We start from the raw sequence: 23,752 nt of genomic DNA on the forward strand, positions 1-23,752 counted from the left end.
ACGACTTTACGCGGTGGGCCGGGGCCTCGCTCCGATACTCGACACGGCGAGGGCGGCGGCATCGAGGCCTGCCGACAGCGCCCGCGAGAGAACGTCTGTTTCTCGCGACGATTCCCGGAGCAGGACGGCGAGAAAGGATGCGCAGAACGCATCGCCCGCGCCGGTGGTGTCGAGCGCGGAGACGGCCTTGCTCGAAGCGGTGAGTCGGATGCCGTCCCGCGTTCCGAGCGCCACCCCGTCGCGGCCCAGCGTGAGGGCAACGAGCGGAAAACGGGCGACGAGCGCGTCGAGCATCTCGGCCGGATCGTCTTCTCCGGTGAGCGCCCGACCCTCGTCGAGGTTCGGAACGATGATGTCGCTGCCGTCGATCGCCTCGAGGAATCTCTCGCCGCCGAAGTCGCCGATGAACCCCGCCGACCCCGGGTCGACGCTGACCGTCACACCCGCATCGTGCGCGCGGCGGATGAGGTCGGGGAAATCCTCCACCCGCGGATGCCGGAACACCGAGTAGCCGGTGAAATGCAGGTGACCGGCCCTCGAGAGGCGGTCGGCGCCGATGTCGCGGGGAGTGAGCGCGGCGTTCGCGCCACGCTGGGTGAGCATCGTGCGCGCACCGTCGGCCGAGACGATCACCACGATGGCCCCGGTGGGGAGGTCGGGTTCGCCCAGGAGGTGAGGGCTGACTCGTGCCTCGACCAGAAGTGCGCGGTGCCTGTCGAGATCGGTGACGTGCACGCGGCCGATGAAGTCGACATGGCACCCGGCCCAGGCGAGCCACGCGGCAGAGTTGGCCGCGGAACCTCCGGCCGTTCGAACGATGCTGGCGGGCGTGTCGGTGTCGGGCCGGATGTCGCCGGTCGGCGTCACGATGATGTCGTCGATGACGTCGCCGAAGACGATCACCCGCGGAGATCCCGCGGCGGCGTGCGCGGAACCGTGCTCAACCACGGACGGGCGCACCCTCGCTCCACGCCGTGGCGATCTCCGCGGCGAGTCGAACGTTGTTGCGTGCGATGTCGAGATTGACCTCGAGGCTTCGTCCGCCCGAGGCGTCGACGATGTAGCCGAGCAGGAAGGGCGTGACCGCCTTGCCGTGAACGCCGGCGGCCTCCGCGGCCTCGAATGCCTGGGCGAGGACGCGGTCGTGCTCCTCCGGGTCCCACTGCTGCTCGAGGGGGATCGGATTGGCGACGACGATGCCCTGGCCGTGGCCCAACGCATCCTGATTGCGCATGACCGCGGCGATCTCGGCCGCCGAATCGACCGACCAGTCGATCGTGTGGCCCGACTCTCGGAGCCAGAAGCTCGGGAAGTTCGTGGTGCGGTACCCGATGACGGGGACCGACAGGGTCTCGAGCCGCTCGAGAGTGGCCGGAATGTCGAGGACGCTCTTGACCCCCGCCGACACCACGGCCACGGGCGAGATCGCCAGCGCGGAGAGATCGGCCGACTCGTCGAAGGTCTGGTCGGCCCCGCGGTGCACACCGCCCAGCCCGCCCGTCGCGAAGACACGCACGCCCGCCTTCGCCGCGAGATAGGCCGTGGCGGCGACCGTCGTCGCTCCGCTGATGCCCTTGGCGGCCAGAATCGGCAGGTCGCGTACGCTCGCCTTCGCCATGTCCTCCGACGCGATGCGCTCCACGCCGTCGGCCTCGAGGCCGATACGGGGGATGCCGTCGAGGACGGCGACCGTGGCCGGGGTGACGCCCTGGGAGAGAAGGATCTGTTCGAACTCCCTTGCGGCCGCGAGGTTGCGGGGTCGCGGGAGGCCGTGCGAGATGATCGTGGACTCGAGCGCGACCACGGGGCGCCCGTCGGCCAGTGCCTCGGCGACGGCAGGGGAGACGATGAACGGCGAGGTCATGCCCCGGGTCAGCCGAGTCGGCCGCGCAGCGCGGCGACGGGGTCGGCGGCCTGCAGGACTCCCGGACCGAAACGCAGAACCGTGACCGTGTGGGAGACCGGGCCTGCGCCGGCGGAGAGACGCGTGGCGATGGTGGCGCGCTCCCAGGTGAGGATCGCCTCCTGGGCGAGCTGCACGGTCAGGGCGAGGGGCTGCGTGTTGCCGACCCGCTGGGCCGGGAGGGTGTAGCCGCCGAGGGCCGCGAGGGCGTCGTAGATGTCGGACACCTCCCTCTGGGGCAGCGGTGCGGATGCCTGCGGCTGGAACACGGCGACGAACAGGCGGGCGGCGAGTTCGACGGGGTCCGCGTTCCAGACGCCTTCCGGGCCGGAGAACAGGGCGGGGGACGGGGCGCCGAAGGGCACAGGAGAGGTCATAAGGAAAACCTAGCGTCGTGGCCCGCCGTGGACAATCGTCGTGACGGTGAATGTCGCCGCCGTCGTCCAGACTGGTGTCATGACTCCCGAAGCCTCAACCGTTCACGACCCGGGCCGTGCAGTGATCGCCGGGGCCGGGGGATTCATCGGCCAGGTGCTGCAGCGTGAGCTCCGGTCCGAAGGCTACGAGGTCGTGCTCATCGGCCGATCGGGGTCGGCGGTCAGGTGGCACGACACCGCCACGATCGACCGTGCCGTCGACGGGGCCGCGCTCCTGATCAATCTGGCGGGCAAGAGTGTGAACTGCCGCTACACGGAGCGCAACCGGGTCGAGATCAGACGCTCGCGCGTCGAGACCACGAGACTGCTCAGGCAGTCCATCGCCCGCGTCGCCTCCCCGCCGCCGCTCTGGCTGAACTCGAGTACGGCGACCATCTACCGGCACGCAGAGGATCGACCGCAGACCGAGGCGAGCGGTGAGATCGGCTCGGGATTCTCCGTCTCGATCGCCACCGACTGGGAGCGCGAGTTCTTCGACGGAGACCTTCCGAAAACCCGGCGGGTCGCCCTCCGCATGGCGATCGTGCTCGGACGGGGCGGCGCCCTCGAGCCGCTCGAACGCGTCGCTCGGCTCGGGCTCGGCGGCACCCAGCACGACGGCTGGTGGTTCCGGTCTCTCTTCGGTTCGGCCGCGCGTCGTCGGGCGGGCGTCTGGCATCAGAAGCAGGGAACCAAGGGCCTCCAGAAATTCAGCTGGGTGCACATCGACGACGTCGTCGGTGTCGTCCGGTTCATCCGCGACAGGCCGAACATCTCCGGCGTCGTCAACGTGAGCGCCCCGGAGCCGAGCGACAACAAACGCCTCATGGCCCTGCTGCGCCGCAACGTCGGAGCTCCTGTGGGCCTGCCCGCCTATCGCTGGATGCTCGAGCCGGCGATGTGGCTGCTCCGGACCGAGACGGAGCTCGTTCTGAAGAGCCGTTGGGTGCTGCCCGAGCGACTGCAGAACGCGGGCTACGTGTTCCGGCACAGCACTCTCGAGCAGGCGCTCGACGAGCTCGCGCGGCCCGCTTCCCGCGCGACGCGTTAAGCTGACGGCACGATGTCGCAGCGCTATCCGAACCCGTCCTTCGCCCGCCTCGCCCTCGCGCCCGGACTCCTGGCGGCGATCCTGCTGCTCGCGGGTGTCGCTCTGGTCGAGAGCGACTGGTTCACGATCTTCCGTTACGCGATCAGCATTCTGGCGGCCATCATCGGCGTCTTCGCGTTCCAGGCCCGCCAGTGGTGGTGGCTTCCCGCGCTTGCGGCCATCGTGGTCGTGTGGAACCCCATCGTTCCCCTGCAGCTGGAGCTGCTCGTGTGGCAGATCCTCCACCTCGTGGCGGCGGTGGTGTTCGTGGCCGCAGGTCTGCTGATCAAGGTGCCCCAGGCGCCAGACCCCGCGTCCACGCGGCGCTGACCGCCCCGAGCGGCCGTGTTCGCGGCCGTGTTCGCGGTGTCGTAGACTTTGTCGAGGCCGGGTTGCATCGCTCTCCCCGTCGACCGTGACCATGTCATGTTGCTCGACGCCCACACCCGGCCCGCACGACCTCACCGATCCCGGCTCGGGATCGTTATTGAAGCCTCGTCGTCCACTGAGGGAGCACGGACGGCGGAGCCCACACTCCACAGGAGGAGCATGTCTCGATCCGGCGGACGCCGATCACCCAAGAGCGTCGACAACACCGGCCTCATTCCGATCCTCGCGCGCAAGGTGCGGGAGGTCGAAGCGGCGGCGCAACGCGGCAAGGTCGCGCCCTCGAACCGCACGAAGTTCCTCGTCGTCGCACTCCTCGCTCGCGAGGAGCGCACAGCCGTGCGAAACAACCCCGACCTGGCCGAGTCCGACCGCGCGGAGCAGATCAAGCGTCTCGACGGCATCGGTTCGATCCTCGCCAAGACGGCGGCCCGCGACACCTCGTTGATCACGCTGCTCGAGAACGATGCGCCGATCTCTCCGGTCGCGCAGAAGCTGCGACGCCAGTACCTCGAAGATGCCGGGATCGACGTGCCCGACGAGGTCGTCGAAGCGCCGAAGCAGACCACGATGCTGCCGCCCGAGCTGGCGGAGCGCCAGGTGATACCCCAGTCGGTCAAGGCGCGTCAGCTCGCGAATCCGTTCCTGGCACCCGATTTCGCGTCGTTCGAGACGCAGAAGCACTCGACGCACGGGCGACTCTCGAACTGGGAACTCCTCGGACCCCTTTTCCGCGCATTCGAGTACGGCGCGGGCGGCCAGGTGGCCAGCATGGAGCTGCCCGAGGCGCCGCGCATCGATCGGCTCTCCCCGCCCGGGCAGGAGCTCATGCGCCACCAGGCCCGCTTCGTGGCGAGCGTCGCCCAGGGGCACCGATCCTTCCTGCTTGCCGACGAACCCGGCCTCGGAAAGACCGCGCAATCCCTGCTGGCCGCATCCGTCGCCGATGCCTACCCGCTGCTCGCGGTCGTGCCCAACGTCGTGAAGATGAACTGGGCGCGTGAGGTCGAACTCTGGACTCCGCACCGTCGTGCCACGGTCATCCACGGCGACGGTGCCGGACTCGACGCCTTCGCCGACGTCGTGATCGTGAACTACGAGGTGCTCGACCGGCACCTCGCGTGGCTCAGCACGCTCGGATTCCGCGGCATGGTGGTCGACGAGGCACACTTCATCAAGAACCTGTCGTCGCAGCGGTCGAAGCACGTGCTCGCCTTGGCCGAGCGCATCCGGTCGCAGGCGCCCGGCGGAAACCCGCTCATGATGGCGCTCACGGGAACTCCGCTCATCAACGACATCGACGACTTCCGGGCCATCTGGCAGCTTCTCGGCTGGATCGACGGCACCAAGCCGACTCCGCAGCTGATGGAGAGACTCGAGGAGACCGGGCTCACCCCGGCGGACTTCGGGTTCTTCTCCGAGGCGCGCGAGGCGGTCATCGACATGGGGATCGTGCGGCGACGCAAGCTCGACGTCGCAGCCGATCTCCCGGCGAAGAGGGTCGTCGACCTGCCTGTGGAGCTCGACGACGACCTCGGTCGCTCGATCCGCGAGGCGGAGGCGGAGCTCGGTCGCCGGCTCGTCACCCGGTACACGCGGCTGCTCGCCGCTCGCACGAAGTCGGATCCCGACGCCGACGTCTCGACCGAGAACCTCATGCGCGCGGTCGCGAGACAGGAGATCGAGGAGTCCAAGGCCCAGGGCGGAAGCGGGGACAACGTCTTCACGATGGTGCGGCTCATCGGCCAGGCCAAGGCGTCGCTTGCCGCGGATTACACGGCTCAGCTCGCCCGATCGGTCGGCAAGGTCGTGTTCTTCGCCAAGCACATCGACGTCATGGATCAGGCCGAGGAGGCATTCGCCAAGGCAGGCCTGCAGACGGTGTCGATCCGTGGAGACCAGTCGGCGCTGCACAGGCAGAGGGAGATCGACGCGTTCAACAACGATCCCTCCGTCGCCGTCGCCGTCTGCTCCTTGACCGCCGCCGGAGTGGGACTGAATCTGCAGGCCGCGTCGAACGTCGTTCTGGCAGAACTGTCGTGGACCGCCGCGGAACAGACCCAGGCGATCGACCGGGTGCACCGCATAGGCCAGGAGGAACCGGTCACCGCGTGGCGCATCGTCGCCGCCCAGACCATCGACGCGAAGATCGCGGAGCTCATCGACAGCAAGCAGGGCCTCGCCGCCCGAGCCCTCGACGGAAGCGACGAAGAGGTCTCGTCGGGCGACAGCGTGCAGCTCGACGCGCTCGTGCACCTGCTGGAGCAGGCGCTCGAGAACTGAACCTAGACCAGGTCGGGCACGCGTTCGCCGGCCGGAGGCGGGGGCGGCGGAGTGCCGTCTCCGAATGGGCGGCCGCCGAGACTCTCGCGACCCGACGGCTCGAGCCAGCCCGTCGCATCCGGCCCTACGGGCACGATCTGCGTCGGGTTCAGGTCGGTGTGCACGATGTAGTAGTGCTGCTTGATCTGCTCGAAGTCGATGGTGTCTCCGAAACCGGGGGTCTGGAAGAGGTCGCGCGCGTAGGCCCAGAGGACGGGCATCTCGGTGAGCTTCTGCCTGTTCGTCTTGAAGTGGCCGTGGTAGACCGCGTCGAAACGCACGAGCGTCGTGAACAGCCGGATGTCGGCCTCCGTGATCGTGTCGCCCACGAGATACCGTCGGCGGCTGAGGCGGTGCCCGAGCCAGTCAAGCCGTTCGAAGAGCGTGCGGTAAGCGCGCTCGTAGGACTTCTGCGAGCCCGCGAAGCCGCACCGGTAGACGCCGTTGTTCACGTCGGAGAACACCACGGCATTCACCTCGTCGATCTCCGCGCGCAGGTGCTCGGGGTAGAGGTCGGGAGCTCCCTCCCGGTGCCAGGCCGTCCATTCCGTGGCGAAGTCGATGGTGATCTGCGGGTAGTCGTTCGTCACCACCTTCCCGGTCGGCACGTCGACGAGGGCGGGCACGGTGATGCCGCGGGGGTAGTCGGGGTACCGGGCGAGGAAGGCGTCCTGCAGGCGCGGGATCCTCAATACGGGGTCGAGACCGTCGGGGTCGAGATCGAAGCTCCAGCTGCGCTTGTCGTGCACAGGGCCTGCGATGCCCAGCGAGATGGCGTTCTCGAGTCCGAGCAGGCGCCGCGAGATGACGGCGCGATTCGCCCACGGGCAGCCCCGGGCGACGATCAACCTGTACCGGTCCGCCTCGGCGGGCCACAGCATCCGGCCCTGGGCGTCGTGGCCGGACTCCGTGCCCGAGGCGGTGATGCGGTCGTCGATGTAGTTGGTGTCGCGGGTGAACTCCGATCCGGGGGTCACGTAGGAGCCGGCCGTGCTCAGGTCGTCGTTCATATCTCGTTCACATCCATGTGGCAAGGTTAACCGCCCTTGCCGGGGTATGTGCTGGAGAGGTGACTATGAAAAAGCCGAGTGTGTCGCAGGCCCTCCGGGCGATGTCGTCTCTCCGACCGGGTTCGCATACCCCCGCACCTCCCGCGCCGCCGCCCAGTGCGGAGCCGCATCCCAAGCACAACAGCACCGTCGACAACGCCGTGTACGCCGAGGGGCGTCGCGTGCTGTCGCCGACCAGCCTCGAGGACACTCTGGCCGGATGCTCCCGGTACGCCTCGTCGATGGCCTGGATCGGACTCTATCGGCCCGACGAAACCGAGCTCGCAGCCATCCAGAAGGAATTCGACCTGCACCCGCTCGCCGTGGAGGACGCCATCGGAGCCCACCAGCGGCCCAAGCTCGAGCGCTACGGCGACACCCTCTTCGTCGTCCTCCGGGCTGCGAGCTACTCGGATGAACGCGAGGAGGTCGACTTCGGCGAGCTCCACCTGTTCGTCGGCCCCAACTTCGTGGTCTCCGTGCGGCACAGCGAATCGCCCGACCTCGCCGTTGTGCGCCAGCGCATGGAGGCGGAGCCGGAGCTGCTCGCCCTCGGCCCCGTCGCCGTGCTGTACGGCATTCTCGACGCTGTCGTCGACCAGTATCTGCCCGTCGTGTCGGGTCTGGAGAACGACATCGACGAGATCGAGGCCCAGGTCTTCGCCGGCGACGCCGAGGTGTCGCGAAGGATCTACGAGCTCTCGCAGGAGGTGCTCGATTTCCAGAGGGCGACGCTGCCCCTCGTCGGGATGCTCGAGACGCTGAGAGAGGGATTCGACGCGTTCGAGACGAACCTCGAGCTGCGACGCGCGCTGCGAGACGTGGCCGATCACGTGGCTGTCGTGAACGATCGGGTCGACGGGTTCCGCAGCACCCTCCGTGAGATCCTCGCCGTGAACGCGACCCTGGTCGCCCAGCGTCAGAACGAGGACATGAAGGTTCTCGCCGAGGCCAGCAACCGGCAGAACGAGGAGGTGAAGAAGATCTCGGCGTGGGCGGCCATCTTCTTCGCGCCGACCGTGATCTCCGGCATCTACGGTATGAATTTCGAGGCCATGCCCGAGTTGCAATGGCAGTTCGGATACCCCGTCACGATCGGCGTCATGCTGATCGCGATGACCGGGCTCTACGTCATGTTCAAGCGTCGAGGGTGGCTCTGACGCCACCGAGCGACGCGGGCGGCCGCGCACGATAGAATTATTGGCAGCACAGACTGGGGCCGCCTGGGTACTGCTCAGAAAGGCTTGATATCTACTTGACCGGAAGCTCCGCCACTCACAACATCGACCTCGACGAGAGCGTCGAGGCCTTCACCCCCGAAGAGCTCTTCACCGCAGCCACGGGGGTGCACGGTGCACCCCGCTCATGGCCCGAGCTGCACGGCAGGCCCGACGTCGTCGTCAAGAAGGGTCTCGCGACCCTCATCAACACGTCGCTGACCCCTCACCAGGCGCTCGTCGAAGACCTGCTCTTCATCCGCGACGCGTTCATCGCGGCCGGTATCGATTTCGTGCTGGTTCGCGGCAACGACGAACGGCCCGTCCTCGTGGTGGATGCGCCGCTGAGGCGCCGGGTCGAGAAGGCCCTCGCGGTCGCGTGCGCGAACGAACCGTTCTACTCCCGAACGGTCGGCGGTCGGCGCAGGCCGCCCGTGCTGCTCGGCGACGGCCTGCTCTCCGAGAAGCGCAAGGCGAAGATCTTCCGCCTCTTCCGTCCGAGGCTCGAGCCGCTCGGCGGCCTCGCCTACGGCTCGTCGACCGGCATCGAGCTGCAGTTCTGGAGTATCGAGGGCGACGACTACATCTGCCCCGTCGAGAATTCCCTGACCCGCCGGGTGCTCCCGCTGGTCGAGGCGATTCCCGCCACCGTCGAGCTGTTCGGCCGCAGCTGGGACACCTTCCAGGGCATGTTCGAACCGCACGCCACAGACGTGACGTTCGACATCGACGTGGTGTTCTCCTGGGTCGACGGCAACGACGTCGAGTACCAGAAGGCGCGTGCCGCGCGCATGGAGGGCGTCGTGGTCGGCGAGGGCGACGAGGCGGATGCTCGCTACCGCCAGGTCGACGAGCTCAAGTACGCCCTCCGCTCGGTCTACCTCTTCGCGCCCTGGGTGCGCAATATCTTCATCGCGACCGACTCGCCTCGACCCGCCTGGCTCGACGATCACCCCCGCGTGCAGCTCATGCGCAGCGAGCAGTTCTTCGCCGATCCTTCCGTCCTGCCCACGCACAACTCGCAGGCCGTCGAGAGCCAGCTGCACAACATCCCCGGGCTGAGCGAGCACTTCCTGTACTCCAACGACGACATGTTCTTCGGCCGTCCGGTTCAGCCCTCCCTGTTCTTCTCGTCGGGCGGGGTCACCAAGTTCATCGAGGCGACCACGCGCATCGGACTGGGATTCAGCGATCCGAGCCGCAGCGGATTCGAGAACTCCGCTCGGGTCAACCGCGACCTGCTGCAGAAGAAGTTCGGGCACGTGATCACGCGCCACCTCGAGCACACGCCCGCGCCGCTGCGCAAGAGCGTCATCTCGCTGCTCGAGGCCGACTTCCCCGAGGAGTTCCGGCGCACGGCGGCGAGTCGTTTCCGCTCGAAGTCCGACATCTCGGTCACGAATTCGCTGTACCACTACTACGCACTGCTCGAGGGGCGCGCCGTGACCCAGGAGGACGCGAAGGTCCTCTACGTCGACACCACGCTCAAGAGCGGCCTGGGCCGACTTCCCGCACTTCTCCGTCGTCGTCAGTACGACCTCTTCTGCCTCAACGACGGCAGTTTTCCCGAGGTTCCCGCTCAGGAGCGTGCCGCGCTGATGGTCGATTTCCTCGAGAAGTACTTCCCGATCGCCGCCCCGTGGGAGAAGACGACCAACTGATCGACCCTGCAGGCCGCCCAGCCGATCTGCACGATCAGGGAGTCAGCGCCGGCTCCTGTGCGACCAGCTGCGGAACGGTGAGGACCTCGTCGACGGGCAGCGCGACCGCGCGGGCGGGCCGGATGACGACGTTCTCGCGTTCGAGGATGCGCGCGGTCTCCTCCGCCGACGTGTACGACGTCGTGCTGTAGGAGCCGATCGGCACGACCGTGTGCAGGATGGTGTTCTCGTACACGTGCACGAGGTTGAATCCCTGCGCCCCGTCGCGTGCCCGGGTGCCGCCGACGGGCACGTTGAGGTCTTGCGTGTAGCAGGTCGCCGACGCAACCGAGACGGGGATGCCGGCGAACGTGGCCGTGCTCGAGTAGTGCAGGTGGCCCGCCAGAATCGATCGCACGTCTGTTCCCTCGAGCACCTCGGCCAAGGCCGACTGGTCTCGCAGCTCCACGAGCACGGCGAGGTCGAGAACGCTCGGAACGGGAGGGTGGTGCAGTGCGAGGATCGTGCCATGCGGCGCGGGGGAGGAGAGCTCCTCCGCGAGCCAGTCCAGCTGCTCGGGGGCGATCTCGCCGTGGTGGGCACCGGGAACGCTCGAGTCGAGGGCGATGATCCTGAGGCCGTTCACGTCGTGCACCCGGTCGACAGGCTTCATCGAGGGCAGCTGACCGAGCAGGCCGGCGCGGAAGGACGCCCGGTTGTCGTGATTGCCCATGACCCAGATGAGCTGGGCGCCCAGTCTTGCGGCGACGGGCTCGACCATGGCGCGCAGCTTCTCGTACGCGCGGGGGTCGCCCTTGTCGGCGAGATCGCCCGTGAAGACGATGGCCTCGGGGCGGGCTTCGGAGCTCTCGAGTTCTTCGAGCAGCTGCGCCAGGTGCGCCTCGGCGTCGACGGCGCCGTAGAGCAGGCCGTCACCGCCGATGAAGTGCGTGTCACTCAGGTGCAGGATGAAGTGATCGGGGCGGGAGTACTCGGCGGTTCTGACAGGCATGTCAACCTCGGGTGTATGCCGGAGGTTCGCTCGACCTCCGTGCGGTTGCACCTAATTAACCATGTTCGACTGAACGATGGGTAAACGGCGCGCAGATTCGGCGGTATTTCAGAGCGGCCGTGCGGTTGCCAGCCCGAGTCGATCGAGCACCCAGGCGTATTCCTCGGCGACCTCTTTCCAGCGCTCGTAGCGCCCGCTGACGCCGCCGTGCCCGGCTGTCATCTCGGTGAGCAGCAGCACGGGCGCACCCGCCTGTCGGAGCCTCGCGGTCCACTTGGCGGGCTCGACGTACAGCACCCGGGTGTCGTTGAGACTCGTCACGGCCAGGATCGGGGGATAGGCCACGTCGTCGCGCACGTTCTCGTAGGGAGAATACGACTTCATGTACGCGTAGACATCGGGGTCGTGCAGCGGGTCGCCCCACTCGTCCCACTCGATGACCGTCAACGGAAGCTCGGGGTCCAGAATCGAGGTCAGGGCGTCGACGAACGGTACCTGGGCCAGGATGCCCGCGAAGCGGTCGGGGGCCATGTTCGCGACCGCGCCCATGAGCAGTCCACCCGCGCTTCCTCCCTGAGCGACCATGAGCTCCGCCGTCGTCCTGCCTGAACGGATGAGTTCGTCGGCGACGGCGACGAAGTCGGTGAAGGTGTTCCTCTTCGTCAGGGTCTTGCCCTGCTCGTACCAGTGGCGGCCGAGCTCACCCCCTCCGCGAACGTGCGCGATGGCGAAGACCACTCCTCGGTCGAGGAGCGACAGGCGCGGCACCGAGAAGCCGGGGTCGATGCTCGCCTCGTACGAGCCGTAACCGTACAGGAGCGTCGGCCGCGGCATCCGGGGCCCGTCGACGCGACGCCGCACGATGGAGACGGGGATGCGTGCGCCGTCGTCCGCGGTCGCCCAGACGCGCTCCTGCTCGTAGTCGAGCGGGTCGTAGTCGCCCTGAACGGCCTGGCGCTTCAGCAGCGTCATCGAGCCGTCGGTCACGGAGTAGTCGAAGACGGTCGACGGGGTCACGAACGAGGTGTAGCCGAGCCGCACCGTGTGCTGCGTCCACTCTGGGTTGCCCCCGGTGCCGACCTGGAAGAGGGCTTCGTCGAAGGGGATCTCCTCGATGGGACCGAATGGATGCTCTCCCTCGCCGAGCCGGATGACGGCGACGCGCGTCAGGCCGTCGCGGCGATACTCGAGCGTCAGGTGATCGGCGAAGGCGTCGACCTCCTCGATACGCAGGCCCGGGCTCGGCGCGACCACCGTGCGCCGTGCCGCCTCGTCGCGCGGGTCGGCCACGGGCACGTCGACCACCTGGAAGTCCTCGGCTCCGTCGTTGTGCACGATGAGCAGGCGGTCCTCGCCCGACACCACCGCGTGCTCGACCTGGTACTCGATTCCCTCGCGGCGGGGCCACACGACCTGGAACTCGCCCTCGATGTCACTCGTGTCGAGGATGCGCACCTCGCTCGTGATCTTCGAGGCGATGTCGAGTACGAGGTAGCGACCGCTGCGGGTGAGCCCGACGCCGACCCAGAACCTCTCGTCGGGCTCGGTGAAGACCGCGACGTCGTCGGAGGGATCCGTGCCGACCGTGTGCCGCCAGATGGTGTCGGGGCGCCACGAGTCGTCGACGGTCGGGTAGAAGACGACGCTCGCGTCCGGCGAGAACGTGGCCCCCGGGAAGGTGTCGGGCACGATGTCGGCACGGTTCACGCCCGTGTCGAGATCCCGGATGCGGAGTGTGTAGCGCTCGTCGCCCGTGGTGTCGACCGAGTAGGCGAGCAGGCGTCCATCCGTCGACACGTCGAAGCTGCCCAGCGAGTAGAAGTCCGTTCCCTCCGCCTCGATGTTGTCGTCGAGCAGCACCTGTTCGCGGTCGTCGTGCGCCGCGAGGTCGGGTGGCGTCCAATCGTCGTCGCCGGAGATCGGGATGCGGCAGTGGATGCCGTACTGCCGGCCCTCGACGGTGCGGGAGTAATACCAGAACCGGCCATGACGCACCGGTACCGACAGGTCGGTCTCGAGCGTGCGCGCCTTGATCTCGTCGAAGATCGACTGTCGGAGTGCCTCGAGATGCGCGGTCGACGCGCGGGTGAATGCGTTCTCCGCGTCGAGATAGGCGCGGACCGCGGGGTCGTCCTTCTGGCGCAGCCATTCGAACTCGTCGATGACCGTGTCGCCGTGGTGGGTGCGCTCCGACGGGCGGCGCTCCGCTCGAGGAGCGTCGGGGAGGCGCGTCATATCAAGGCGACCAGTCTCGAGATGGCGGTCACGGGGATCGGCAGCCAGGCGGGGCGGTTGCGCGCCTCGTAGATGGATTCGTAGAGGGCCTTGTCGATCTCGAAGGCGTCGAGCAGGACCCGGAAACGCTCGATGTCGACGCCGGCCCGGTCGGAGTATCCCTCGAGGAACGCCGTGCGAGAGGCCTGCGCCCAGCTCTCGGCGGACGCGCCGGGGTGCGACTGCTCGAAGGACCCGGCCACATAGTCGAACGATCTGAGCATGCCTGCGACGTCGCGCAGCGTCAGGTCGGGGCGCGATCTCTCCGCCAGCGGCCTCAGCGGCTCGCCTTCGAAGTCGAGGAGAACCCATCCTCGATCGGGCACCGCGACCACCTGTCCCAGGTGATAGTCACCGTGGATGCGCTGGAGCCTGGGCCACTCGGCGGCCTCCGCTCCCGCGATGATCGCATCGACCGCCGACTCGTACACACCGAGCTCGGGCACCTCGGCGACGGCGGCGCCCAGGCGGCGGCGCATGCGGGATGCCACTCCCGCCCGCTCCTCGGCCGTCGCGGCCACCGTCGGCATGATGTCTGCGAGAACGGCGTGCACCTCGGCCGTCGCGGCCCCGAGGCTGCGAGCTCGATCCGAGAAGTCCTCGTTCTGCTCGACCGCGTCGAGTGCGACGCGCCACGCGTCGCGCACTCCGGGGAGGAACCGCTGCGCGAATGCGAGGTGGCCGCCGTCGACCGGCGAGTCGGGTGATGCCTCAGCGCGCCAGGTGCCCGAGACGAAGCCCACCGACGGCGGAACCAGTGTGCACCCGGCCTCCGCGAGCGCCGACTGCACGATGATGTCGGGGTTCTCGCCGTGGTGCAGCGTTCTGAAGACCTTGCAGATGATCGGAAGAGATGGCTGGCCGGACGCGTCGACCGTATCGAAGATGATCGAGGTGTTCGACTGCTCGCCCCGAAGGACCTGCGAATGAGCGAACGACGAGTGCGAGGCCGTGGGATGGCGATGACCTGCCGCGGAGGCTCCGGCGGACCGATCGTTCTGCGTCCCGACGCCTCCGTCGAGGATGAACGCCAGAAGGGCGGCGCAGTACGCGGGATCGTGCGGGGCGTCATAGACCCAGAGCGGGGCCGGCGCATCGTCTACGCTGCCGTCGACCGTGCCTACGAGAGTCGCCTCCGACGCATCCGGTCGCGGCGCCGAGCGGTAGGCGAGAGGCACCTGGTACAGCGTGGATGCCGCGCCTGAACTGTCGCGCAGCAGATGCGTGACGAAGGCGGTGCCGTCGGGCCCGGGCGGCAGAAGCCATTCGCCCACGAGCACGAGGTCGGGATTCGACCCGGCACTCTGGTACCAGCGTTGACGCGCGACCCATTCGGGGAGGGTGTTCGGACGGCGATCAGGACGGACAACACCAACGGTCATTCCTTGACCCTACCTCGGCCGCCTCCGTGGTCAGGGGGGCTTGCCCGCACGGGATTAGGCTCGAATCATGACGAGTGCACCCTCACACCTGCTGGCCGATGGCAATCACCTCCCCTCCGTGGGGCTGGGAACCTACCCGCTCACGGGTCCGGATGCGGTCGCCGCCGTGAGCGCGGGGCTTCGGGCCGGCTATCGACTGGTCGACAGCGCCGTGAACTACGGGAACGAGGACGCCGTCGGCGAGGCGATCCGAACCGCCGAGATCCCGAGGGATGAGATCGTCGTCACGACGAAGCTGCCCGGACGAGACCAGGGCTATGAGAGCACTCTCGCGTCTTTCCAGTCTTCACTCGACAGGCTCGGGCTCGAGCGCATCGACCTCTACCTCATCCACTGGCCGAACCCCGGCGACGACCGGTATGTCGACAGCTGGCGGGCCATGGTGCATCTGCACGAGCAGGGCCTCGCCCGGTCGATCGGGGTCTCCAACTTCACCGAGGAGTACCTGACACGACTCCAGTCCGAGACGGGCGTCCTTCCCACGGTGAACCAGGTGGAACTGCATCCGTACTTCCCGCAGCTCGCGCTGCGCGAGTTCCACGAGCTGCACAACATCCGCACCGAGTCGTGGAGCCCCCTCGGCAAGGGCTCCGATGTGCTCGCCTCGCCTGTGATCGTTCGCGCGGCACGGACCCACGGGGTGACGGAGGCCCAGGTCGTTCTGCGCTGGCACGTGCAACTGGGCAGCGTTCCGTTGCCGAAGTCGGCAGATCCCACACGTCAGGACCAGAACCTCGACATCTTCGGCTTCGAGCTCACGTCTGAGGAGATCGCCGAGATCACCCTGCTGGGCAGGCCGGACGGCCGGCTTTTCGGGGGAGACCCTGTGACTCACAGCGAGCAGTGACAGCAGGCCCGCTCAGTCGAGCGAGCCGATGATCGCCTCGATGATTGCGCGGGCCTCGTCGCCCGCCGACCCCGACGTCATGGCGAAGACGTGGTCGGCACCCGTGAAACTCGTCAGCTCGAAGTCGAGGCCGGCCGCCTCGGCCCGGGCCTCGAGAACGAGCGTGTCCGGATACAGGATGTCGTTGGTTCCGGCGAGCACGGTCGTCGGTGCGAGGCCCGTGAGAGTCCCGTTCACCGGGCTCAACCGGTATCCGGAGGGATCGTCGCCGTGGGCCCAGGCGAGGCCGTTCGGCACCAGCGCCTCGCGGTCGAGCAGCACGTCGGTCGCGTCGACGGCCGGGATGGCGGGGTTCGTGAGGGTCAGATCGAGCCAGGGCGAGAGCAGAACGATGCGATCGGGCTGGGCGATTCCCTGCTCGAGCAGGCTCTCCGCGAATCCGAGCGCGAATCCGCCGCCGGCGGACCCTCCCATCAGCACGATGGGCGAATCGGGATGCGATCGGCGCAGCTCGAGGTAGACATCCATGATCTGTTCGTACGCCACCCGGTAGCCGTGCTCCGGTGCCAGCGCGTAGATCGGCATCGTGACGGTCGCGTCGACGGTGTCGAGGATCTGCTCGAAGAACGGGGCGTGCAGTGCCGACGCCTCGTGCACGTACGAGCCCCCGTGAATGAAGAGGACCTGCACGTCGGAGGCCTCCTCCGCGCTCGAGAACACCTCCGAGGTCACGCCCGCGACGAGGACCTGGTCGGGCGGCTGCGCTGCGGATGCGGCCGCGACGCGATCGGCGTCGTCGCGGCCCTGCCACGCCTGCCCGCAGGCCACCACCACGAGGGTGACCAGGAGCATTCCACACAGAGCGACGAGAAGACGACGCATCGGCGATCCAGTCCATCTGCTCGGGACCCGCCGCAGAAGTTGACCGTGCGGATCGAAGAATGCCAGTATCGACATGCCCGTGAACAGGGCAACCCTAGACACCCTAATAGTGTGTGAACTCATCGCGAACGAATGCGGTGTTATTCGTCTTACGCGAACGTGTGTGCACCTCTAGAGAGAGTCGCTGGTGGATCTCACCCTCATCGTTGTCCTGGTCGTCGTTCTGGCCCTCTTCTTCGATTTCACGAACGGTTTTCACGACACCGCGAACGCCATGGCGACGCCGATCGCGACGGGTGCGCTGAAACCCCGGATGGCCGTCGGGCTCGCCGCCGTTCTGAACCTCGTCGGTGCGTTCCTGAGCACGGAGGTGGCCCGCACGATCTCGGGCGGACTGATCAGGGAGGGTGACGGAGGCATCCAGATCACTCCGGAGATGATCTTCGCCGGGCTCATCGGCGCGGTCTGCTGGAACATGGTCACCTGGTTGTTCGGTCTGCCGTCGAGTTCGTCGCACGCCCTGTTCGGCGGACTCATCGGGGCCGCGATCGTCGGAGCCGGCGTCGGCGCAGTGGATTTCAGCGTCCTGGTCTCCAAAGTCGTCCTGCCCGCGCTCGTCGCGCCCATCGTGGCCGGATTCGTGGCCTTCGCCGCGACGCGGCTCGCCTACGCGATCACGCGTGACCCTGCCACGGGCCGCGGGCTCGGAAGAGGCAACTTCCGGTACGCGCAGATCTTCTCCTCGTCGCTCGTCGCGCTCGCCCACGGCACGAACGACGCCCAGAAGACGATGGGTGTGATCACCCTCACCCTGATTGCGACCGGCTCGCAGGCCGTCGGCACGGGGCCGGAGTTCTGGGTCATCGCGGCCTGCGCCCTGGCCATCGCACTCGGCACCTACACGGGCGGCTGGCGGATCATCAAGACGATGGGAACCGGACTCACCGACATCAAGCCGGCACAGGGCTTCGCGGCGGAGACGTCGACCGCCGCCACCATCCTCGCCTCGAGCCACCTGGGCTTCGCGCTCTCGACCACCCAGGTCGCCTCGGGCTCCGTGATCGGCTCGGGACTCGGACGCAAGGGTGCCTCCGTGCGCTGGCGCACCGCGGGCCGCATCGGGGTGGGATGGCTGCTGACGCTGCCCGCCGCTGCCGCGGTCGGTGCGATCGCCGCCCTGCTCGCCACCATCGGTCCGGTCGGCATCGTCATCGACGCCGTGCTCGGCCTGGGAGTGATCGTCGCCATCTTCGTCATCTCGTCGCGCGATCAGGTCACGAGCGGCACGGTCGTCAGCGAGGTCGACGCGGCGGTGGGCGCCGTACGCACCCCCAAGGCCACGCGCAGGAACCTCAAGAAGAAGAGGCAGGCAGCCGAATGATCGACTGGGCAGCATTCGCCATCGTGGCCGCGGCCGCGCTCGTGTCGGCGTCGGTCGTCGTGAGCCTGTTCGCCTTCGGGCTCCGCCTCTTGAACGTGGGACGAGGTGTCGACGCCGACGACAGTCCGGGCGCCAGCGAGACCACCGCATCCGGCTCGGTCTCGGTCGTGCCCGCGCAGCAGGAGGGCCGTCCCCGGTGGGCGACGTTCGCCGCGGTGATCTGTTTCGGCCTCTGCATCCTGGCCGTGCTCTTCGGCATCTACCTGATCGTGCCGTTCTTCCACGCAAGCTGAGGCGAGGAGCGCTAGTGTCGGGGCCATGGATTCCTCGACGGCCATTCCCGATCTCGTCGCCGCCGTTCGCGGCCGTTTCGATTCGGGTCGCACGCGCTCTCTGACATGGCGGCTCGAGCAGCTGTCGGGTCTGCGCGACTTTCTGATCGAGCGCGGGCCGGAGCTCGAGAAGGCCCTTCGTTCCGACCTGGCGAAGAACCCGAGCGAATCGCAGCTCACCGAGATCGGCGTCGTTCTCTCCGAGGTGACCCACACCCTCTCGCAGCTTCGAACATGGCTGCGGCCACGCCGAGTGGGGGTGCCCCTCGCCCTGGCGCCGGCCACCGCGTCGGTGATGCTCGAGCCGTTGGGCGTGGTGCTCATCATCTCGCCGTGGAACTATCCGGTGCAGCTCCTGCTCGCGCCACTGGTCGGTGCCCTCGCCGCCGGCAATGCCGTCGTGCTCAAGCCCAGCGAGCTCGCTCCCGCGACGTCGGCCGTGATGGCCCGGTTCCTGCCGCGTTATCTCGACGATCGCGCCGTCGCGGTGGTCGAGGGGGCGGTCGACGAGACCACCGAGCTGCTCGCGCAGCGGTTCGACCACATCTTCTACACCGGCAACTCGCGGGTTGCACGAATCGTCGCGCAGGCCGCGGCGAAGAACCTCACTCCCGTCACCCTCGAACTCGGCGGCAAGTCGCCCGTCTACGTCGATGACACCGTCGACATCAACGCCGCGGCCAAGCGCATCGCGTGGGGCAAGTTCCTCAACGCCGGGCAGACGTGCGTGGCGCCCGACTACGTTCTGGCGACGCCGGATGTCGCGGCTCGCCTCGTCGACGCCCTGCGCGTCGCGATCTCCTCGCTCTATGGCGAAGACGCGCACAAGACCGCCGACTACGGGCGCATCGTCAATGACGCCCAGTTCGCGCGGCTCACCGGTCTCCTGCATGATCGGCAGGCCGCCATCGGCGGTCGATCCGAGGCGACGGAGCGGTACATCGAGCCGACGGTGCTGGTCGATGTCGGCCTGGACGACGAGGTCATGACGCAGGAGATCTTCGGACCTGTCCTGCCGATCGTGACCGTCACCGGTCTCGACGACGCACTCGCCGTCATCCGTGCCGGCGACAAGCCGCTCGCGCTCTACGTCTTCAGCGATGACAAGGATGCCCGCCGTCGGTTCCTGACCGAGACGTCGTCGGGCGCCATCGGCTTCGGGGTGACCGTGGCCCATCTCAGCGTGCCCGGGCTGCCGTTCGGCGGCGTGGGGGAGAGCGGCACGGGCAGCTATCACGGTCGGCGGAGCGTCGAGACGTTCAGCCACGAGAAGGCCGTGCTGTCGAAGCCGCTCGCGCCGGACACGCTCGGCCTCGTGTATCCGCCTTACACGCCGAAGCGCAGCTCCTTCATCAGAGGCCTGCTGCGCAGGCTGAGTTAGGGTTGTTGCCGGCGGCCACGAGCCTCCTTCCCAAGCAATGGAGCTGATATTCACATGACGAATGCCTCGACGACCGCGCCCACGACGGCCGCAGAGAGACTGGCCGCGCAGACCTCCGCAGAGACGGCCGCGCACCCCTCGAAGGCCACCCGCTTCCGCACCGAGACCGACTCCCTCGGAAGCGTCGACATTCCGTTCGACGCGTTCTGGGGCGTGCACACGGCCAGGGCACTCGAGAACTTCCCCATCAGCCGTCGCCCCATCTCCGTATACCCCGATCTGATCGACGCACTGGTGATCGTGAAGCAGGCGGCCGCGCGGGCGAACGTCGAGATCGGCGTGCTGACCGCCGAGAAGGGCGCGATGATCGACGCCGCCTGCGAGGCGATCCGCCAGGGGGAGTACCACGACCAGTTCGTCGTCGGCGTGATCCAGGGCGGCGCGGGCACGTCGACGAACATGAACACGAACGAGGTCATCGCCAACGTGGCCCTGCAGCTGGCCGGTGAGGAGAAGGGGCGCTACGACCTGCTGCACCCCCTCGACGACGTCAACCGCAGCCAGAGCACGAACGACACCTACCCCACGGCGGTCAAGCTCGCACTCGTCTTCTCCCTGCAGCGGCTGCTGGTGGAGCATGCGCTGATGCGCGACTCGTTCGGCGCCAAGGGCAAGGAGTTCGCGGGCGTCCTGAAAGTGGGTCGCACCCAGTTGCAGGACGCCGTGCCGATGACGCTCGGCCAGGAGTTCCACGGCTTCGCCACCACCCTGACCGAAGACCTCGAGCGCATGGAGGAGACCGTTCCCCTGCTCTGGGAGATCAATCTCGGCGCCACGGCCATCGGCACCGGAATCACCGCCGATCCTCGCTACGTCGAATCGGTGCGCGCCCACCTGAGCGCGCTCACCGGTTACGAGCACATCACCGCCGTCGACCTCATCGAGGCCACCAGCGATGCGGGCGTGTTCATGCAGCTCTCCGGCATCCTCAAGCGCAGCGCAATCAAGCTCTCGAAGATCTGCAACGATCTGCGGCTGCTCTCCAGTGGCCCGCAGGCCGGATTCGGCGAGATCAACCTTCCCCCCAGGCAGGCGGGGTCGAGCATCATGCCGGGCAAGGTGAACCCGGTGATCCCCGAGGTCGTGAACCAGATCGCCTTCTCCGTCGCGGGCGCGGACCTCACCGTGACCATGGCGGCCGAGGGCGGCCAGCTGCAGCTGAACGCGTTCGAGCCCGTCATCGCCCATTCCCTGCTGCAGAGTCTCGCGTGGATGAGGCAGGGATGCCGCACCCTGCGTATCAACTGCATCGACGGCATCACGGCCAACCACGAGAGACTCGACGCCATGGTCGCGTCGAGCGTGGGCGTCGTCACCGCCCTCACCCCGTACATCGGATACGCCGCAGCCTCGTCGCTGGCGCACGCCGCCCTGCTCACGAAGCGCAACATCGCCGACCTCGTCGTCGAGGCGGGCCTCATGGATCGGGAACGCGTGCTGAAGCTGCTCTCGCCCGCCCGGCTCTCCGGCCTGGAACCCGTGACCGACGTGCTGCAGGTGATCGCGCAGGCCGAAGCCGAAGCCGAGGCCTCTACTCGCCAGGAGCCGTAGAGCGCGCCTCCGCCTCCCGCAGCATCTGCGAGAGGCGGCGCAGCTCGCGGCCGTCCGAGAGGTCGGCCGACCAGCGTCGGGCCAGGATGCTGTTGCGCGCGGTGTCGCGCAACGGCACCTGGATCGTCTCCTCGGCCGGCAGCCCGGCCAGCAGCTGACGCGCCCGGGTGAGCTCGGCATCCACCTCGACGCCGATCATCAGCACGACCGACGAGATGTACAGCCAGATGAGGGCCGCGATGGGAACACCGAGCCAGCCGTACAGCCGGTCGTAGTTCGCGAACGTCGCGAGGTAGAGGCCGAAACCGACCGCTGCCAGGGTCCAGATGGCGACGGTGAAGGTGGCCCCGACCGACAGCCAGCGCAGTCGCGGGCGATGCAGGTTGGGCGTGCCGTAGTACAGGAACCCGACCGTGAAGATGGCCACGAGCGCCAACGGAATCCACTTGAGTGCCGACCAGAGGTCGGCGACGATGCCGGGCCAGCCCAGGGAGTCGACGAGCGCCCCGGCCACGGTCGGCGTGAGCCCGACGATGACGCCGATCACGAGGTAGCACGCGATCAGTCCCGCGGCCACGCCGAGCATCAGGATGCGGTTCTTCGTGAGCCGGCGCCCTTCCTCCACCTCGTAGACATTGTTCATGGCGCGGCCGAACGCCGTGGCGAATCCGGAGACGGTCCAGAGAGTCAGCACCGTTCCGATGAGCAGCGCCCACCCCGAATTCGGCAGCAGCGAGAGCTGGTCGAAGATCGCGCGGACGGCCTGCGACGTGTCCGGCTGGGAGAGGCGCCCGACCACGTCGAGGATCAGCTGGATCGTCGCATCCCCGTTGTCGAACAGGGCCAGGCCGGAGACGATGGCGAGGGCGGCGGGAAAGAGAGACAGCGCGGAGAAGAACGTGATCGCCGCAGCCGCGTCGATGTCACGGTGAAGGATGAATCCGTGCCAGGTGCGGCGGATGGCGTATCGGGTGGCCCTGCGATCGAGCTGCCTGCGGGTGAGAAGGGGATCACCCGCGCGCGTCATGATTCGATAGTAGAGGCGCCCCGCACAGCGCCGTGACACGGCCTAGCATGGCCGTATGCACGTTGCCGAGACCGCGCCGCAGGCGATCCTCGATCTGCTCGATGCCGAGGTGGGCGAGGCCGTGTCGACGGATCCCGCGCTGCTGCAGTCCGTTCGCACAGACAAGTCGGGCTGGGTCGCGCCGGGCACACCCCTCGCGGTCGTCCGCGCACGCACTGTCGATCAGGTGCAGGCGGCCATGCGCATCGCCGCGCGGTTCCGCATTCCTGTCGTCCCTCGCGGAGCAGGCACGGGCCTGGCAGGGGGAGGCGTGGGCACCGACGGAGCGCTCGTCATCTCGACCGAGCTCATGACCGACGTCGTCGAGGTGAACCTCGCCGATGAACTCGCCGTCGTGCAGGCCGGCGTCGTCAACCAGCACCTGAGCGACCTCGTGGCGCCGCACGGTCTCGTCTTCTCTCCGGATCCCGCATCCAAGGCCATCTCGACGATCGGGGGCAACATCGCCACGAATGCCGGCGGGCTCCTGTGCGCGAAGTACGGGGTGACCAGGGAGGCGATCCTCGGTCTTCTCGTTGTGCTGCCCGACGGGTCGCTGCTGCGCACCGGCCATCGCAGCGTCAAGGGCGTCACGGGCTACGACCTCACGGCCCTCTTCACCGGCTCCGAGGGCACGCTCGGCATCATCGTCGAGGCCACGGTGCGGCTCCGGCCGATCCCGCCGGGCGACGTGGTGACGATCGGCGCGTTCTTCGCCGACCTGGCTGCTGCCGCCTCCGCTGCCGCGGCCATCACCGCCGCCCGCATCAGGCCGGCGGTCATGGAGCTCATGGACTCCGCCTCGCTCATCGCGATCGACGCATACTCCGGCACACGGCTGGCCGACGGCGGCGCGGCGTACCTCCTCGTGCAGACGGATGCCCGCGGTGCGGCCGACGAGGCGTCGGCGATCGCCGAGATCCTCACGCGGGCAGGGGCGGAGGTGAGGCTCGCACGCGACGCCGCCGAGGGCGAGGCCCTGCTCGCCGTGAGGCGCAACTTCCATCCGGCCCTGGCCGCCAGGGGAGAGGTGCTCATCGAGGACGTCTGCGTTCCCCGCTCCCGGCTCGTCGAGATGTTCGCGGCCATCGAGGACATCTCGAAGCGCCACGGCATCTCCATCCCGACCGTCGCGCACGCGGGCGACGGCAACCTGCATCCGAACTTCGTGCTTCCCGAGCGGCCGGCGCACCCGATCGACGGCCCTGCCGGCGGCGGGGTCGGCGTCGACGAGCAGTGGGTGCCCGATGCGGTGTGGGCGGCGGCCGACGAGCTCTTCCAGGCGGCCGTGGCGCTCGATGGCACGCTGACAGGAGAGCACGGGGTGGGGGTTCTTAAAAAGCGATGGCTCGAGAACGAGATCGGCCCTCATTCCCTCGCGCTCCAGCGCGGCATCAAGGCCGTGTTCGACCCGCAGTCGATCATGAATCCCGGCGCGGTGTTCTGACGCATCGGCCTCCCCGAATCATCGCCGTGCCGCTAGGCTCGGTGGCCTGTCCC

The 23,752-nt window shown here is 68.1% G+C and carries 20 protein-coding genes; 11 read left to right on the top strand and 9 right to left on the bottom strand.

The features are described 5' to 3' along the window. Positions 1-6: 6 nt before the first annotated feature. The 3 genes from QCD70_RS01855 to QCD70_RS01865 are packed head-to-tail and all read right to left on the bottom strand — an operon-like array spanning position 7 to position 2,280. Positions 7-948, bottom strand: a complete 942-nt coding sequence (locus tag QCD70_RS01855; protein ID WP_301213423.1) for a carbohydrate kinase family protein — start codon at positions 946-948, stop codon at positions 7-9. Further along, a complete protein-coding gene (locus QCD70_RS01860; RefSeq protein ID WP_301213424.1) occupies positions 941-1,864 on the bottom strand; it encodes a pseudouridine-5'-phosphate glycosidase in 924 nt (307 codons plus the stop codon). The genes QCD70_RS01855 and QCD70_RS01860 overlap by 8 nt, the downstream gene beginning before the upstream one ends. 8 nt (positions 1,865-1,872) lie before the next feature. Next, positions 1,873-2,280 carry a hypothetical protein gene (locus QCD70_RS01865; protein ID WP_055929259.1) on the bottom strand — a complete coding sequence of 136 codons (408 nt, stop codon included), beginning with the start codon at positions 2,278-2,280 and terminating at the stop codon, positions 1,873-1,875. 79 nt (positions 2,281-2,359) lie between these two features. Between QCD70_RS01865 and QCD70_RS01870 the strand changes: the two genes are divergently transcribed. The 3 genes from QCD70_RS01870 (at position 2,360) to QCD70_RS01880 (ending at position 6,079) form a co-directional block, all read left to right on the top strand. Next, on the top strand, positions 2,360-3,370 hold the full coding sequence (locus tag QCD70_RS01870; protein WP_301213425.1) for an epimerase: 1,011 nt from the start codon (positions 2,360-2,362) through the stop codon (positions 3,368-3,370). A gap of 12 nt (positions 3,371-3,382) precedes the next feature. After that, positions 3,383-3,739 (top strand): DUF6804 family protein, encoded by a 357-nt coding sequence (locus QCD70_RS01875; protein ID WP_055929256.1) that lies wholly within the window; start codon positions 3,383-3,385, stop codon positions 3,737-3,739. Between the two features lie 219 nt (positions 3,740-3,958). Then, the gene (locus QCD70_RS01880; RefSeq protein ID WP_301213426.1) at positions 3,959-6,079 is read left to right on the top strand and encodes a DEAD/DEAH box helicase; all 2,121 of its coding nucleotides are present in this window, start codon (positions 3,959-3,961) and stop codon (positions 6,077-6,079) included. A 2-nt stretch (positions 6,080-6,081) separates the two neighbouring features. Here QCD70_RS01880 and QCD70_RS01885 read toward each other — a convergent pair whose 3' ends face one another. Further along, on the bottom strand, positions 6,082-7,128 hold the full coding sequence (locus tag QCD70_RS01885; RefSeq protein ID WP_301213427.1) for a glutathione S-transferase family protein: 1,047 nt from the start codon (positions 7,126-7,128) through the stop codon (positions 6,082-6,084). A 65-nt stretch (positions 7,129-7,193) separates the two neighbouring features. On the opposite strand from QCD70_RS01885, the gene QCD70_RS01890 reads away from it, so the two are divergent. Then, on the top strand, positions 7,194-8,327 hold the full coding sequence (locus QCD70_RS01890) for a magnesium and cobalt transport protein CorA (RefSeq protein WP_301213429.1): 1,134 nt from the start codon (positions 7,194-7,196) through the stop codon (positions 8,325-8,327). A gap of 95 nt (positions 8,328-8,422) precedes the next feature. Next, entirely contained in the window at positions 8,423-10,045 is a 1,623-nt protein-coding gene (locus tag QCD70_RS01895; protein ID WP_301213430.1) for a stealth family protein, read from the top strand. Positions 10,046-10,079: 34 nt separating this feature from the next. On the opposite strand, the gene QCD70_RS01900 is transcribed toward QCD70_RS01895, so the two are convergent. From QCD70_RS01900 to QCD70_RS01910, 3 genes are all read right to left on the bottom strand, one after another. Continuing rightward, positions 10,080-11,036 carry a phosphodiesterase gene (locus QCD70_RS01900; RefSeq protein WP_301213431.1) on the bottom strand — a complete coding sequence of 319 codons (957 nt, stop codon included), beginning with the start codon at positions 11,034-11,036 and terminating at the stop codon, positions 10,080-10,082. Positions 11,037-11,144: 108 nt separating this feature from the next. Continuing rightward, positions 11,145-13,271, bottom strand: coding sequence for a S9 family peptidase (locus QCD70_RS01905; protein WP_301213433.1), 2,127 nt, complete (start codon positions 13,269-13,271; stop codon positions 11,145-11,147). Then, the gene (locus QCD70_RS01910) at positions 13,268-14,692 is read right to left on the bottom strand and encodes a maltokinase N-terminal cap-like domain-containing protein (RefSeq protein WP_301213434.1); all 1,425 of its coding nucleotides are present in this window, start codon (positions 14,690-14,692) and stop codon (positions 13,268-13,270) included. Before QCD70_RS01910 ends, QCD70_RS01905 begins: the two co-directional genes overlap by 4 nt. A 67-nt stretch (positions 14,693-14,759) precedes the next feature. On the opposite strand from QCD70_RS01910, the gene QCD70_RS01915 reads away from it, so the two are divergent. After that, positions 14,760-15,599 carry an aldo/keto reductase gene (locus tag QCD70_RS01915; protein WP_301213436.1) on the top strand — a complete coding sequence of 280 codons (840 nt, stop codon included), beginning with the start codon at positions 14,760-14,762 and terminating at the stop codon, positions 15,597-15,599. Positions 15,600-15,611: 12 nt separating this feature from the next. Here QCD70_RS01915 and QCD70_RS01920 read toward each other — a convergent pair whose 3' ends face one another. Then, the gene (locus QCD70_RS01920; protein ID WP_301213438.1) at positions 15,612-16,481 is read right to left on the bottom strand and encodes an alpha/beta hydrolase; all 870 of its coding nucleotides are present in this window, start codon (positions 16,479-16,481) and stop codon (positions 15,612-15,614) included. Positions 16,482-16,668: 187 nt separating this feature from the next. On the opposite strand from QCD70_RS01920, the gene QCD70_RS01925 reads away from it, so the two are divergent. From QCD70_RS01925 to QCD70_RS01940, 4 genes are read left to right on the top strand one after another with little or no spacing between them, the layout of a single operon-like run. After that, positions 16,669-17,862: an inorganic phosphate transporter gene (locus tag QCD70_RS01925; RefSeq protein ID WP_055949062.1), complete on the top strand. Its 1,194-nt coding sequence runs from the start codon at positions 16,669-16,671 to the stop codon at positions 17,860-17,862. Continuing rightward, on the top strand, positions 17,859-18,155 hold the full coding sequence (locus QCD70_RS01930; RefSeq protein ID WP_301213439.1) for a hypothetical protein: 297 nt from the start codon (positions 17,859-17,861) through the stop codon (positions 18,153-18,155). Before QCD70_RS01925 ends, QCD70_RS01930 begins: the two co-directional genes overlap by 4 nt. A gap of 25 nt (positions 18,156-18,180) precedes the next feature. Then, entirely contained in the window at positions 18,181-19,575 is a 1,395-nt protein-coding gene (locus QCD70_RS01935) for an aldehyde dehydrogenase family protein (RefSeq protein ID WP_301213440.1), read from the top strand. Between the two features lie 54 nt (positions 19,576-19,629). After that, the gene (locus QCD70_RS01940; RefSeq protein ID WP_301213441.1) at positions 19,630-21,186 is read left to right on the top strand and encodes an aspartate ammonia-lyase; all 1,557 of its coding nucleotides are present in this window, start codon (positions 19,630-19,632) and stop codon (positions 21,184-21,186) included. Here the strand turns inward: QCD70_RS01940 and QCD70_RS01945 are convergent. Next, on the bottom strand, positions 21,167-22,213 hold the full coding sequence (locus QCD70_RS01945) for a YihY/virulence factor BrkB family protein (protein ID WP_301213442.1): 1,047 nt from the start codon (positions 22,211-22,213) through the stop codon (positions 21,167-21,169). The two genes, QCD70_RS01940 and QCD70_RS01945, sit on opposite strands and share 20 nt — an antisense overlap. A 55-nt stretch (positions 22,214-22,268) precedes the next feature. On the opposite strand from QCD70_RS01945, the gene QCD70_RS01950 reads away from it, so the two are divergent. Continuing rightward, positions 22,269-23,699 (top strand): FAD-binding oxidoreductase, encoded by a 1,431-nt coding sequence (locus QCD70_RS01950; protein WP_301213443.1) that lies wholly within the window; start codon positions 22,269-22,271, stop codon positions 23,697-23,699. The last annotated feature ends 53 nt before the right edge of the window (positions 23,700-23,752 follow it).

It is taken from the genome of Agreia sp. PsM10, assembly GCF_030433855.1.
Classification (GTDB): Bacteria; Actinomycetota; Actinomycetes; order Actinomycetales; family Microbacteriaceae; genus Agreia.